Raw genomic sequence first — 14,363 nt, forward strand, 5'->3', positions numbered from 1 at the left:
CGCACGGCGTGTGGCGCAATCCATGCAACCCTCTTTCCATCGCAGCGCCTGCCAGCATGGCGGCGTGCAGAGAACTTCGTCATGACCCAGCGCGAACTCGCCACCGCAGCAAGACCGCCCTATTTCGACAAGATCCTGATCGCCAATCGCGGCGAGATCGCGTGCCGGGTCATCGCCACCTGTCGCAAGCTCGGTATCGCGACCGTGGCGGTGTATTCGGATGCCGACCGCGATGCGCGGCATGTGCGGCTGGCCGATGAAGCGATCCATCTCGGCGCCGCACCGGCGCAGCAGAGTTATCTGCGTGGCGATGCGATCCTGGAGGCGGCACGCGCAAGCGGCGCGCAGGCGATCCATCCGGGCTATGGCTTCCTGTCGGAAAACGCGGCGTTTGCCGATGCCTGCGCGCAGGCTGGCATCGTGTTCATCGGCCCACCGGCGGCCGCCATCCGCGCGATGGGCGACAAGAGTGCGGCCAAGGCGCTGATGCAACGCGCCGGCGTGCCGCTGACGCCGGGCTACCACGGCGACGAACAGGCGCCGGCGTTCCTGCGTGCGCAGGCCGACGCGATCGGCTATCCGGTGCTGATCAAGGCCAGCGCCGGCGGTGGCGGCAAGGGCATGCGCCGGGTGGATACCAGCGCGGCCTTCGAAGAGGCCTTGGCCAGCTGCCAGCGCGAGGCGCAATCGGCTTTCGGCAATGCGCAGGTGCTGGTGGAAAAATACGTCGAGCGGCCGCGCCATATCGAGATCCAGGTGTTTGGTGATACCCGGGGCGAGGTCGTCTATCTGTTCGAACGCGATTGTTCGGTGCAGCGCCGGCATCAGAAAGTGCTGGAAGAAGCGCCTGCTCCCGGCATGAGCGAACAACGCCGCGCCGCCATGGGCAAGGCCGCCGTGGATGCCGCGCGCGCCGTGGGTTATGTCGGTGCCGGCACGGTGGAGTTCATCGCCGGCCCGGATGGCGATTTCTATTTCATGGAAATGAACACCCGGCTGCAGGTCGAGCACCCGGTCACCGAGTTGATCACCGGCACCGACCTGGTCGAGTGGCAATTGCATGTCGCCGCGGGCGAGCCGTTGCCGCTGCGTCAGCAGGACCTGCGCATCCATGGCCACGCGCTGGAAGCGCGCCTGTATGCCGAAGATGCCGACCGCGGCTTTCTGCCGTCGACCGGCACGCTGCGGCAGCTGCAATTTCCCGCAGCCGGCGCGCATGTACGCATCGATGCCGGGGTGGAGCAAGGCGACAGCATCAGCCCCTACTACGACCCGATGATCGCCAAGCTGATCGTATGGGATGTGGATCGCCCTGCCGCCCTGGCACGCATGCGCGAGGCGCTGGCGCAATTCCATGCAGTGGGCGTCACCACCAACAGCGCGTTCCTCGCGCGCCTGATCGGCACGGCGTCGTTTGCGTCTGCCGATCTGGATACCGCGCTGATCGAACGCGAGCAGGCCGTGTTGTTTCCCCAGGCGGTCAGTCCGGCCAATGCCTGGTGGTGCCTGGCAGCGGCGTTGATTGCCGACGCGTTGCCGAAGGCCGCCGCCGATCCGGCCGACCCGTTTTCGCCATGGCAACACACCGATGGCTGGCGCATCGGTGCGCATGCCGCGCACGCCATGACGCTGGAGGCCGCAGGCGAGCGCCGCCAGTTCGGCGTGCGCCCGCTTGGCGATGGCTGGCAGGTCACGACTGCAGGCGATACCTACACGCTGCGCTACCACCTGCAGGGCGATGCACTGCGCGTGGAAATGGATGGCCGACAATGGCGCATGCAGGTCCTGCGCGACGGCGACACCCTGACATTGCGCGATGCCACGCAGCGGGCGAGCTTCCGCCACCATGACACGCTGGCCGAAGCCGATCAGCCCGCGCACGACACCGGTGGCCTGACCGCACCGATGCCGGGCCGCATCGTGTCGCTGGTCGCCCCAGTGGGGCAGTCGGTCACCCGCGGCCAGGCCCTGGTGGTGCTGGAAGCGATGAAGATGGAGCACACCTTGCACGCGCCCGGCGACGGCACGGTGGCGGCGTACCTGGTGGCCGAGGGCGAGCTGGTCGCCGAGGGTGTCGCGTTGGTGGAATTTGTGTCCGCGTCTGCGTAGCGGCGCCTGGTGGCGTGACCAACGGCACGTCCGCAGGGGCCGGCCCTCGCCCTAGCGTTGGGGGAAAGCGGCCGGAGTGGCCGCGCCCCAGACCGGAGACGTCCATGCAACGCCTGCTTCTTGTTTCCAGCATGCTGCTCGCGCTGACCGCCTGCAGCGACAACGCCGCGCCCACCACCGACAAGGCTGCCACGCCAGCCCCGGCCGCTGCGCAAGCACCCGCGGCGCCACCCGAACTGATCACCCGTGATGCGCTGTTCGGCAACCCGGAACGGGCGAACGTGAGCATCAGCCCGGACGGCAAGTACCTCAGCTGGGTCGCGCCGCTGGAGGGCGTGCTCAATGTCTGGGTCGCCCCGGTGGATGCACCGGATCAGGCACGCGCGATCACCAAGGACACCGCACGCGGCATCCGCAATTATTTCTGGACCTATCAACCCAACACGCTGCTGTACCTGCGCGACAACGGCGGCGACGAAGACTTCCATCTGTTCTCGGTGAATCTGAGCGATGGCAGCAGCAAGGACCTCACCCCGTTCAAGAAGACCAACGCCGAGGTGTATCGCGTCAGCGCGCAGCACCCCGAGTCGATCATGGTCGGCATGAACGACCGCGATCCCAAATGGCATGACCTGTATCGGGTGGACCTGGCCTCGGGCAAGCGCAGCCTGGTGCAGCAGAACACCGACAGCCTGGATTCCTATCTGCTCGACGGCAACTTCCAGCTGCGCTACGCCACGCGCGCCACCGACGATGCCGGCAGAGAGCTGCTGGTACCGGATGGCAAGCGCTGGAAGCGCGTGGACCGCATCCCGTTCGAGGATGTCAGCAACACCTCGCCCGACGGACTGACCGACGACGGCAAGACGCTGTACATGCAGGATTCGCGCAATCGCGACACCGCGGCGCTGTATGCCATCGACACCGCCAGCAATGCGCGCACGCTGCTGTTCGAAAACCCGCGCACGGATGTCGGCGCCACCTTGAACGACCCCAGGACCGGCGTGGTGCAGGCCGTGTCCACCGACTATCTGCGCGAGGAATGGAAGGCGCTGGACAACGGCATTACCGCCGACCTGCAAAAGCTCAAGTCACTCGGCAGCGGTGATGCCAGCGTTGCCGCACGCACCCTCGACGATCGCATCTGGATCGTGGGGTATTCGGCGGCAGAGACACCGCTGAGCTACTACCGCTACGACCGTGCAGATGGCGGCAAGCTGACCAAATTGTTCTCCGCCCGCCCCGCGCTCGACGGCAAGCCGCTGGTCCCGATGTGGCCGCAGGAACTGACCGCGCGCGACGGCCTCAAGCTGGTCAGCTATCTCACGCTGCCCGCCGAGGCTGACGCCAATCACGATGGCAAGGCCGACAAGCCGGTGCCGCTGGTGCTGTTCGTGCATGGTGGCCCGTGGGCGCGCGACAGCTACGGCTACGGGCCGTATGAGCAGTGGCTGGCCAATCGCGGCTATGCGGTGCTGGCGGTGAATTTCCGTGGCTCCACCGGCTTCGGCAAGGCCTTCACCAATGCCGGCAACGGCGAGTGGGCCGGCAAGATGCACGATGACCTGCTCGACGCCGTGCAATGGGCGGTCAAGCAAGGCGTGACCAGGCCCGAGGACGTGGCGATCATGGGCGGCAGCTACGGCGGCTACGCCACGCTGGTCGGCCTGACTTTCACCCCGGACGCGTTCAAGTGCGGCGTGGACATCGTCGGCCCGGCCAACCTCAACACCTTGCTCGGCACCGTGCCGCCGTACTGGGCCAGCTTCTATAAGCAGCTGACCAAACGCATGGGCGACCCGGCCACCGAGGCCGGCAAGCAGTGGCTGACCGAACGCTCCCCGCTCAGCTATGTCGACAAGATCAGCAAGCCGCTGCTGATCGGCCAGGGTGCCAACGACCCGCGCGTCAAGCAGGCCGAGAGCGACCAGATCGTCAACGCGATGAAGGCCAAGAACATTCCGGTCACCTACGTGCTGTTCCCCGACGAAGGCCACGGCTTCCGCCGCCCGGAAAACAGCAAGGCCTTCAACGCAGTGACCGAAGGGTTCCTGGGCCAGTGCCTGGGCGGCCGCGTGCAACCGATCGGCGACGACCTGACCGGCTCCAGCATCACCGTGCCGGAAGGCGCCGACAAGGTGAACGGTCTGAGCGATGCATTGAAAACGCATACGCAGGCGATTCGGCGGTAGGTGGGCAGTCGTGGCGCCATCCGCCAAGGATGCGTTGGCGTCGCACTGCATCTGCACGTGTTGTCGGGACCGGCGGCCTAACCGCCGGTCTTTGACTTGGAGGCTCTTCGATCAAATAAGTTAGCTGGTTCAATGGCGTGCGTGTTCCTACACGGAGCTATTGCTGATTGAGTTGATCGGAATCGCTTGCTCCATTCCAGATCGCGCCAGCTGGATCGAGCTCTGTAGTGACCATGGTCTGTGCGCGCCAACCGAAGCCACAGACAGCTAAAACACCTTGCGATATCGGGTCCAGTCCCAACGCACGTTCAAGATGTTTCTCGTTGACAGCGCCGGTGATGAATGCACCCAGGCCAAGATCGGTAGCCGCAAGATAGAGGGTCTGCGAGAGGTGACCGGCCTCCAATGCGACCACACGATAACCTTTGGCATGTTGCCGGTATTTCCAGAACGTCCTATCGAAACGCGGAACCAGCGCAATCAGTACGTGTGCATCTGCAAACCAGTGCTGCTGCCCGACAGCCTGCATGACGAAATCATCCGAGCATTCGACCCCTGCTACAAGCTCGAGTGCGTGAACATCTGCACGATAGTGATAAACGCCTGCCGGCAACCCTTCCACACACATGACCAGGATATACGCCTCGATCGGATGCAAACCGCCGCCGGATGGGACGTTTTTTTTCAAAAAGACCAGGTCGTCGCCGACCTTCACCTGAGCCTGTGCGGCAAAAACCCGCTGCAGCATGTGGGAGAACATCTGAAAGGGAACTGCTTTGTTCCGGTCAAAATTACGGCATGTGACCCGGCGACCCAGCAAGTCGTCGAAATCGTTCCGGGGCATGGATGGCAAGCCGATCAATGCACCGTTATCAACGGTCCGCTGAACCTCCTGAGGTGCGGGGCCAAGGACACGACGCATCGCCACAGCCGTTTCGGTTCCAGAGTCCCGTGTGTTCTTGACCGCATCCACACCATCCCAGCGCGTAAAAGCATGCAGCACTGCCGCGAGCGGATGCCAATGCGATTCCCTGAGGCGTTCATCGTTTTGGGCAAAGGACGCATCTGGTGCTCGCTCATCCAGCACCAGGCCTTGGTCAATCAACCCCTCCAGTGTTTCCTGGTCAAAATGCGATCGGTCCGTCCAATGCGAAGGACTGAGTTCACCCAATAACCGGCGCTGATCTTCCGTCACTGCTACTGGTGCATCGAGATGGGGCGCTAGCGCAAACCACTCCATGACATGCTGTAGCCCATTGCCACCCTGCAAAAGACTGTCCAACGTGTAGAACACGGTTTCCCGTGGCTCCAGCAGGACAACTGCACAACGTCTGATCCGCATCAGCTTCTCCAGCGAAATGAAGTGCACCTCACGCAGGTGTACCTGAGGTAGCTATAGCGTCTCCCAGCAGCCCAAACTTGAGTCTGTTGCATGATAGCCCTCAAGCCGACAACGCTAGCGCCGCTAAGTGATACTTCACCCACTTGAAGAATTCAAAGATGCCGACGCTGAAGCTTGATCCTGCGGTTGCAAGCAAATTGATCGACCTGCTCTCCACAGACGACACCTTTCGCGCGTTATTCGTCTCAAACACCATGACAGCGTTACAGCAGGTCGGACACACCGCCGCACCTGAAGACGACCTTGAGGCCTTTGTGCGCGATTGCGCAAGCAGCATCCAACTTGCCGACAAGGATGTGATCGCGAGCGCCCGTGCACAAATCAACACCATGCTCACGTCAGGAACATCCCACATCGTTCCACAACTGGATGCTGGTTATGACGGCGACAGGACTCTCAAATAATTCGATGGATTCGCGACACCGGTGGCAGGGTCAGCCCTGCGCCTCCGCAATCCAGGAGGCTTCTGCGGCTTTCAGATCCACTATGTTGAGTGGCTGCAAGCAGTATCCACACTCGATTTCTGCGTAGGCCAGGCCGCGGCGCTGCCGCATCCAGTCATTTTGGATGCGTGCATCTTCATTGCGTTGCGCTAGTCGTGCCGCACGCATTGCGGTGGCCCGTGTCTGAAAGCGGGATGCTGAATCCAGATAGGGTGTGAGCGAGCGGAATGCATCGTCCGGCCTCCGATTTGCCAACAGGATTTCGGCATCCACTACAGCACCCAGTTCGACGATCAGGCGGTTGGCATAGACCAGCGGCGCTGCTCTGACCTGTTCCCGTACCTTTGCCGCACTCGATACATCTCCCGCACGCACCATCACCAATGCTGCTGCCAGGGCAGTGGAAAGATTGTCGATGGTATCGATTGGCACGTCCTTGCTTACGTCGTGCAGCGCTAGCTGTGCACCTTCTTTTGCTACCTCTACAGCTTTAAGGCGCTGCCCCGACGCCAACAATGCAGTCGCCAGGGGAACGTAGTAATTGATGCGATCAGTCCCTCGCTTGGCCAAGCCTGCGTTCAAGCCGGCTTGGGCGTGCGTGATCGCGCCACGCAGATCACCCTCGTCCAGAGCGACAGACGCCCGGGTGATGCCGGCATGAAAATTGGTTGTCTCCACTTTTGCAAGCGCACTGCGCGCACGGGAGAAATCACGCTTGGCGGCGGCTACGGCGGCCTGGCGGAGCAGCGCGCCATTCCAACCCGCAGTCACTGCTTGTGCCACTGCATGATCGGCTTGATCGTATTGCCCCAGAGCAAGCAGGATACGCCCATGCATATCAAGCGATATGCTGGAGAGATCGTATTTGCTCTGCGTCGACGTACGCGCATGAAGCAACGCCTCAGCAAACCGGTTTGCAACAAATAGATCCATTGCTGCATTGGCTTGAGCAGGAGCATAGTCTGGATACAGCTCTGACATCTGAACCCAGGAATCGGCTGCCTGCGCCGGGTCAAGGATCTGCACGCCCCAGCTCTTAACGTAAAGCGCCTCACGCGGTGGAAGCCTGGATCTGAATTTTTCAGCGACCCTGAGTGTTTCGGTCGCCTTTCTGTAATCGACATTGGCAAAGTAAGCACGCACTTGTCCCAGCCAAGCCAATGCGAAGTGAGGATCTATCTCTACTGCTTTCTGGAAGAAATCCAATGCAGCGGTATATTTCCCCTCCGCATAACGTTTTTGCCCAAGCGCGTACGCACGTAGGGCGTCCAGACTGGAAGTCGTTACATCCGGCAAAGCAGGACTATTGTTGCGGATGCTCTCGCGGTTTTCGCCAAGTTGATTTCTTAATTCGCCAGTGACCTCGTCGACAGCAGCAAGAATAGAAGGGTTGGAACCGAAAGCAGTGCTTACTGCTACTGTCTGCTGTGTCTTCGGGTCAACGACTTCCACAACAAACCGCGTGCGTCCACCAACGTAGCCAACCGAAGGAAGCAACACCGCACGTGCGCCACTTCGAAGTGCAACATCTGAGGCGTTCTTGCGATCCAAAGGCTCCTTGTAAGGGTCCTTACGCATCAGCGCCAGCAGCTTGAGCGTTCTGTCCTCACTCAGCACATTGACGTAGCGCGACTGCTCCAGACTGATTCGGAAAGCCTGATCCAGCGAACTTTCCAGCATGACGTCGTCGGTAAGGTTGCGTACTGCTCCCACAACTACCCAATCCCGCTCGGCGAACGCAAGCGCCGGCTGCGGGCGCGCAAACAGCCAGACAGCAAGACTGATGCCGAGGACGACTCCCAACTCTGCAACTAATGCCGCCGGCCGTCGCCACAGCGGAACATCGCGCCAGGCCTTTGCCGAATTCTTCGGCGTGCGCAGCGGCGTCAGGCCGACTTCGCCGACCTCATAGATCTCCATCGGCGTGGGCACGCCCTTGAAGCGCCAGCGGCCGTGGGATTTCCACAGGATGCGTTCGCCGCGGTCGCCCAGTTCGCGTGCGGCGCGGTGGGTCAACGACTCGGCCACTGCCGACAACAGGATCTGCCCGGGCCGCGCCATCGACATCAGGCGCGCGGCGGTGGGCTTGGCCAGGCCTTCGACTTCCAGCGGTTTGGCACCGATGCTGACCGCTTCGTCGCTATTGCGCCAGGTCAGCACTTCGCCGACGTGCAGGCCCTGCCGCGCGCATAGCGTCAGCGCGCGGGCATCGCCCATCGCCTTGAGGCCACGGGCGTAATCCAGCGCAAAGCCCAGGCCGTCGATGGGGCGATCGAACAACAGCAGCAATCCGTCCGAGCGGTCGATCAGCCGGCCACGCCATTGCTGCTGCAGTTTGACCACCAGCCGGTCGTGCTCGCGAAACAGCGCGGCGGCGGCGTTGTCACCGATGCGCTCGACCAGCGCGGTCGAGTCGCACAGGTCGGTCAGCAGCAAGGTGCGCAAGCGCGGCGCCTGGATCGCTTCCGACGACGCATCCTTGCGTGCGTGGGTGCGGGCGCTCATTGCTCAGCGATTGTCCGACGTGGCTGCGTTGCCGGGTGGCTGCGTGCTGCCAGACCCCAGCGCTTCATGCATGCACAGCACATTGCCGCCTTGCCGCTTTGCTTCGTACAGCGCGCTGTCGGCCAGCGTGTACCAATCGTTCCATGCCGCGTCGGCATCGATCATGCACAGGCCCAGGCTCACCGAGCAGCCCTGCTCGCTCTGGCCATTGCACAGCCGCGCTTCCACTGCGCGCACGATGCATTCGCCGATGTGGTGCAGCAGCTCCCGGGTGCCCTGCGCGACCAGCACGCAGAATTCGTCGCCGCCGAGCCGGCAGGCCAGGTCGCCGTCGGCGATCACCGAACGCAGCGCGTGGGCGACGTTCTGCAGCACGCGGTCGCCAGCGAGATGGCCGAATTCGTCGTTGATGCGCTTGAAACGGTCGCAATCGATCAGGATCAGACCCACCCCGGGCACGCGACCGGCGCGCCGGCATTCCTGCAGATGCAGGGCGAGCCCGCGGCGGTTGTGCAGGCCGGTGAGTTCGTCGGTGCGGCTGAGTTCTTCGGTGTGGTTGAGCTGGTGCGAGGTGACGTAGAGGTTGTCCAGCGCCGCTTCCAGATCGTGGTTGCGCCGGCGCAACTGGCGGATCAGCAACTGCTCGTTGTTGACCACTCGCACAATGGAGCGGCGCAGGAAATGCGCCACCATCGACGGGTCGTGATCGACCAGGCGCTGGAAGTCCTCGTGCGCCAGTTCGATCAAACGGGTGTCGGTGGATGCGCTGGCGCCGGCACTGCGCGCATGGTCGCCGATCAACAGGCCAAGTTCGCCGAAGAATTCGCCCGGGCCCAGGTGCTTGAGCATCAGGTCTTCGCCGAAATCCAGATCGATCTGGCCACTGACCACAATGAACATCTGCGTGCCCACTGCACCGCGCTCGAACAGCGCCTGGCCGGCGGCCAATTCGCGGGCGCGGCCAAAGCGGGCGAAAAACCCCAGCTCTTCGGCAGTCATGAGCGCATGCAGCCCGTCCGACAGCGTCTTTGCAACGCTCCCCGTCGGCTCCACTGCGCCGGCAGTGTTATGGCACGTCATCCCAAAATCCCTTAGACCGACCTGCAGCGCCGGCCTGCCTCAGCATCGTACAGGAGCGTTTTGTTCAGCACCAGGTCACACTCCCTCTCATTGAGCTTGAGACGAAATGACGGGTATTGGCAAAAAAATCGGGCTCGGTTTCCCGAGCCCCTCTCCCCTGCTCCCGGCAGAGCCCGCCATCCTCTTCGACAGGCCACCACCACCCTCCGCGGTGCTAGCGGGGGCTTGGCGGTGGGCGAAGCCCGCTGCTCCGTTTCACCCGTCGGCCGGCCGGCACGCGGTCGCGGCGCCTGCGCGCTGGGTTATGCGGCCTTTTCGCCGTGAAACTGCTCTTCCTCGGTCGAGCCACGCAGCGCGGTGGTGGACGACTGGCCCTGCTGGATCGCCTGCGTCACCGCGTCGAAATAGCCGGTGCCCACCTCGCGCTGATGCTTGACCGCGGTAAAGCCCATCTCGGCCGCCGCGAACTCGGCCTGCTGCAACTCGACGAAGGCGCTCATCTGGCGGCGTGCGTAGCCATGCGCCAGGTTGAACATGCCGTAGTTCAAGGCATGGAAGCCGGCCAGGGTGATGAACTGGAATTTATAGCCGTAGCTCGCCAACTCGGTCTGGAATTTGGCGATGGTGGCGTCATCCAGGTTCTTCTTCCAGTTGAAGCTCGGCGAGCAGTTGTAGGCCAGCAATTTGCCGGGGAATCTGGCATGGATGGCTTGCGCAAAGGCGCGCGCAAATTCCAGATCCGGCTTGCCGGTCTCGCACCAGATCAGATCGGCGTACGGCGCATAGGCCAGCCCACGGCTGATCGCCTGATCCAGCCCGTTGCGGGTCTTGAAGAAGCCTTCGACGGTGCGCTGCCCGGTGGTGAACGGCTGGTCGTTGGCATCCACGTCGCTGGTGATCAGATCGGCCGCCTCGGCATCGGTGCGCGCGATCAGCAGCGTGGGCACACCCAGCACATCGGCCGCCAGACGCGCGGCATTCAACTTTTCGATTGCCTCGCGGGTAGGCACCAGCACCTTGCCGCCCATGTGGCCGCATTTCTTCACCGATGCCAGTTGATCCTCGAAGTGCACCCCGGCCGCGCCGGCTTCGATCATCGCCTTCATCAGCTCGAAGGCGTTGAGCACACCGCCAAAGCCTGCCTCGGCATCGGCCACGATCGGCTGCAGGAAGTCGATGTCGTCATTGCCTTCGGCGTGATGCAGTTGATCGGCGCGCAACAAGGTGTTGTTGATGCGCTTGACCACCGCCGGCACCGAGTCGGCCGGATACAGCGACTGGTCCGGATACATCTGCCCGGCCAGGTTCGCATCGGCGGCGACCTGCCAGCCGGACAGGTAGATCGCCTTCAACCCGGCCTTGACCTGCTGCATCGCCTGGTTGCCGGTCAACGCGCCCAGCGCATTGACGAACGGCGTGGCGTGCAACGCATTCCACAACTTGTCCGCGCCCAGCCGCGCCAGCGAATGCTCGACATGCACGGTGCCGCGCAAGCGCACCACGTCGGCGGCGGTGTAGTTGCGGGTGATGCCGGCCCAGCGCGGGTTGCTGGCCCAGTCTTGCTGGATCTGTTCGGCGGTCTGTAGTGTGCTGCTCATGGTGCGTTCTCCTGGCAGGGATACGACGGATGCAACGAGGAATGAATGGCGCGATGACACGCGCGCCGGGCATGGCAAGGCCGTCGTTGCGCGCGTGGGCGCAACCGGCGGTGTGGTGCATGACGTGGATGGACTGCAGCGACAGCGGGCAAGCGCTGGCGTGTCGCTGCAGCGTTGGCTCAATCGATCAGGCGATATGCCGGCACGGTGAGGAAGTCGGCCAGCGCATCGGCACGGCTGAGCGTGTCCAGCAGTGCAATGGCGTCGTCGATGCGTGCGGCGCCGGGCAGTGCATCGGTCGCGCCCAGGCGTGCCGGCAACGCACGCAACGTGGCCTGCAACAGGGGCTGATCGATCGCAGTGCCATCGTCCAGGTGCTGGCCGTGATGCAACCACTGCCACAGCTGCGCGCGGCTGATTTCGGCAGTGGCGGCGTCTTCCATCAGGTTGTGGATGGGCACGCATCCATTACCGTCCAGCCAGGCCGCCAGATAACGCACGCAGACTTCGACATTGCCTTCGAACCCGGCGCGGGTGACGGTGCCTGGCGAAGGCGCGATCAGCATGTCGCGCGTCACCTGCACGTCGTTGCGCAAGACATGCTGCTGATGCGCAGTGGGCATGTGCTCGTCGAAGATCTTCATCGCTACCGGAATCAACGCCGGATGCGCCACCCAGGTGCCATCGTGGCCGGCGCTGACTTCGCGCAGCTTGTCGGCACGCACGCGCGCCATCGCCTGCTCGTTGGCGGCCTCGTCGTGATTGATCGGAATCTGCGCCGCCATGCCGCCCATCGCATGGGCGCCGCGGCGATGGCAGGTCTTGATCAAAAGTTCCGAATACGCCTTGAGGAAGGGCTGGGTCATGGTGACCTGGCCACGTTCGGGCAACACGCGGTCGCGATGCGCGCGGAAAGTTTTCAGATACGAAAAGATGTAATCCCAACGGCCGCAATTGAGCCCGACGATGCGCTCGCGCAGCGCGTGCAGGATCTCGTCCATCTCGAACACCGCCGGCAGCGTTTCGATCAGCACGGTCACCTTGATCTGCCCGTGCGGCAGGCCCAGCATCGCTTCGATATGCGCCAGCGCGGTCTCCCACAGCGCGGCTTCTTCCATGCTCTGCAACTTGGGCAGATACAGATACGGGCCACGGTCCTTGGCCAGTAGCGCGCGACCGTTATGGAAGGCGAACACCGCCGCATCGAACAGGCCGCCAGCCAGCGGCTGCCCATCGATGAGCACGTGCTTCTCATCCAGATGCCAGCCGCGCGGGCGCACGATCAACATGGCGCGCTCGGCTTCCGGGCGCAACGCGTAATGCTTGCCGTTGGGCGCATCGAAGCTGAGATCACCGCGTACCGCAGCGGCCAGCGTGCGCTGGCCGGCCAGCAGGTTGCGCCAGGTCGGCGCGGTGGAATCCTCGAAGTCGGCCATGAACACCTTGGCGCCGGAGTTCAGCGCGTTGATGACCATCTTCGGATCGGTGGGGCCGGTGATCTCCACCCGGCGGTCCTGCAGCGCCGACGGCAGTGCGGCGACGCGCCAGTCGCCATCGCGGATGGCGCGGGTATCGGGGCGGAAATCCGGCAGCTGGCCGGCATCGAACTCGGCCTGGCGGGCGCGCCGGCGGGCCAGGCGCTGCTGGCGGCCGGGTTCGATCGCGCGGTGCAACGACACCAGCAAGGCCAGCGCGGCGGCCGGCAGCAGTTCCGCCTGGCCTGCGATCTGCGTGGTCAGCGACAGCCCGGGCGTGGCGCGTTCGGTGGGACGTGGGGCAAAAGCGGTGGCAGACATGTCGGGGAGTCCTTGTGCATCCGGACCTGTACCGTGCGCCGACGGAAACTATTTGACAAAGCAGTTTTATCAATGCTGTAAATAAGCCTGACTTATATTGGGTTTCAGAACACACCCAGATGTCGCCAACCCCGCGATTTTCCTACAAATCCGACCGGCTCAAGCCCCTGCGTGCGTTCTGCCAGACGGTGCGTCTGGGGTCTGTCTCACGGGCGGCTGAGGCGCTGTACGTGAGCCAGCCGGCGGTGACGCTGCAACTGCAGGCGCTGGAACGCGACCTGGGGGTGGCCCTGTTCGAGCGCTCGGGGCGCCGCATGGCACCCAGCCGCGAGGGCCAGCTGCTCTACGACATGGCGCTGCCGCTGGTGGAGAGCCTGGATGGACTGGAGGCGAGCTTTCGCGAGAAGGTGCGCGGGCTGGATGCGGGCGAGCTCAATATCGCCGCCAACAGCTCCACCATCCTGTACCTGCTGCCGCGCATCGTGGCGAACTTCCGCGCGCGCCACCCGGACGTGCGGCTGACCCTGCACAACGCCATCAGCGCCGACGGCACCGACCTGCTGCGCGAGGACGCGGTGGACCTGGCGATCGGTTCGATGCTGGACGTGCCGGCCGACCTCAACTACGCGCCGGTGTATCGCTTCGAACAGCTGCTGATCACCCCGCCCGACCACCCCTTGGCCAGCAGGTCCACGGTCACGCTGCAGGATCTGTCGCCGTATCCGCTGATCCTGCCGCCGCGCCGGCAGGTGACCTATCGCTTGGTCGATCTGATCTTCCAGCAGGCACGGGTGCCCTACACCGTGGCGTTGGAGGTGGGCGGCTGGGAAGTGATCAAGCAATACGTGGCGATGGACATGGGCATCTCCATCGTCACCGCGATCTGCGTCACCGATGCAGACCGCGACAAACTCGCCACCCGCTCGCTCAAGGACTACTTCCCCACCCGCAGTTACGGCGTGGTGGTGCGCAAGGGCAAGTATCTGTCGCCGCAGGCGCGTGCCTTTATCGAGCTGATCCAGCCGGACCTGTTTACCCCGCGCGGGTATGACGAGAGTGGCGATTCGGAGCGGTGAGTCTGCTGCCGGCTGTGCGCGCGTGAGTTCGCATCGCGCCTGAGCTTGCTCGCCAGGCACCGGGCATGAGGCCGCCACGCGCTCTCCATCTGCGATCCCGTGTGCGACATGCGGGTTGCCGTTGACGGCGTCGTTCGATCAAGCCGTGCAAGCGCACACAAG

General features: G+C 63.6%; 9 protein-coding genes. 4 read left to right on the top strand and 5 right to left on the bottom strand.

What is annotated here, in order from left to right:
• The first annotated feature begins 81 nt into the window (after window positions 1-81).
• Together DYQ94_RS10310 and DYQ94_RS10315 are read left to right on the top strand one after the other, a co-directional pair.
• The gene (locus tag DYQ94_RS10310; RefSeq protein ID WP_126965454.1) at window positions 82-2,109 is read left to right on the top strand and encodes an acetyl/propionyl/methylcrotonyl-CoA carboxylase subunit alpha; all 2,028 of its coding nucleotides are present in this window, start codon (window positions 82-84) and stop codon (window positions 2,107-2,109) included.
• 104 nt (window positions 2,110-2,213) lie between these two features.
• Window positions 2,214-4,301 carry a S9 family peptidase gene (locus tag DYQ94_RS10315; protein ID WP_160954787.1) on the top strand — a complete coding sequence of 696 codons (2,088 nt, stop codon included), beginning with the start codon at window positions 2,214-2,216 and terminating at the stop codon, window positions 4,299-4,301.
• A 157-nt stretch (window positions 4,302-4,458) separates the two neighbouring features.
• On the opposite strand, the gene DYQ94_RS10320 is transcribed toward DYQ94_RS10315, so the two are convergent.
• The gene (locus DYQ94_RS10320) at window positions 4,459-5,643 is read right to left on the bottom strand and encodes a putative peptide maturation dehydrogenase (protein ID WP_126965456.1); all 1,185 of its coding nucleotides are present in this window, start codon (window positions 5,641-5,643) and stop codon (window positions 4,459-4,461) included.
• Between the two features lie 158 nt (window positions 5,644-5,801).
• Between DYQ94_RS10320 and DYQ94_RS10325 the strand changes: the two genes are divergently transcribed.
• The gene (locus tag DYQ94_RS10325) at window positions 5,802-6,107 is read left to right on the top strand and encodes an NHLP-related RiPP peptide (protein ID WP_102580155.1); all 306 of its coding nucleotides are present in this window, start codon (window positions 5,802-5,804) and stop codon (window positions 6,105-6,107) included.
• A gap of 30 nt (window positions 6,108-6,137) precedes the next feature.
• Here DYQ94_RS10325 and DYQ94_RS10330 read toward each other — a convergent pair whose 3' ends face one another.
• From DYQ94_RS10330 to aceB, 4 genes are all read right to left on the bottom strand, one after another.
• Window positions 6,138-8,651: a putative peptide modification system cyclase gene (locus DYQ94_RS10330; RefSeq protein ID WP_160954788.1), complete on the bottom strand. Its 2,514-nt coding sequence runs from the start codon at window positions 8,649-8,651 to the stop codon at window positions 6,138-6,140.
• 3 nt (window positions 8,652-8,654) lie between these two features.
• The gene (locus DYQ94_RS10335; protein WP_039517644.1) at window positions 8,655-9,731 is read right to left on the bottom strand and encodes a GGDEF domain-containing protein; all 1,077 of its coding nucleotides are present in this window, start codon (window positions 9,729-9,731) and stop codon (window positions 8,655-8,657) included.
• A 302-nt stretch (window positions 9,732-10,033) separates the two neighbouring features.
• A complete protein-coding gene (gene aceA, locus DYQ94_RS10340; protein WP_102255393.1) occupies window positions 10,034-11,329 on the bottom strand; it encodes an isocitrate lyase in 1,296 nt (431 codons plus the stop codon).
• Window positions 11,330-11,508: 179 nt separating this feature from the next.
• Window positions 11,509-13,125, bottom strand: a complete 1,617-nt coding sequence (gene aceB, locus DYQ94_RS10345; RefSeq protein WP_126965458.1) for a malate synthase A — start codon at window positions 13,123-13,125, stop codon at window positions 11,509-11,511.
• Between the two features lie 119 nt (window positions 13,126-13,244).
• Here aceB and DYQ94_RS10350 point away from each other — a divergent pair, with 119 nt between their 5' ends.
• The gene (locus tag DYQ94_RS10350) at window positions 13,245-14,201 is read left to right on the top strand and encodes a LysR family transcriptional regulator (protein WP_046345344.1); all 957 of its coding nucleotides are present in this window, start codon (window positions 13,245-13,247) and stop codon (window positions 14,199-14,201) included.
• Window positions 14,202-14,363: the final 162 nt, after the last annotated feature.

The organism is Xanthomonas sp. LMG 8993 (genome assembly GCF_009835065.2).
GTDB lineage: Bacteria > Pseudomonadota > Gammaproteobacteria > Xanthomonadales > Xanthomonadaceae > Xanthomonas > Xanthomonas arboricola.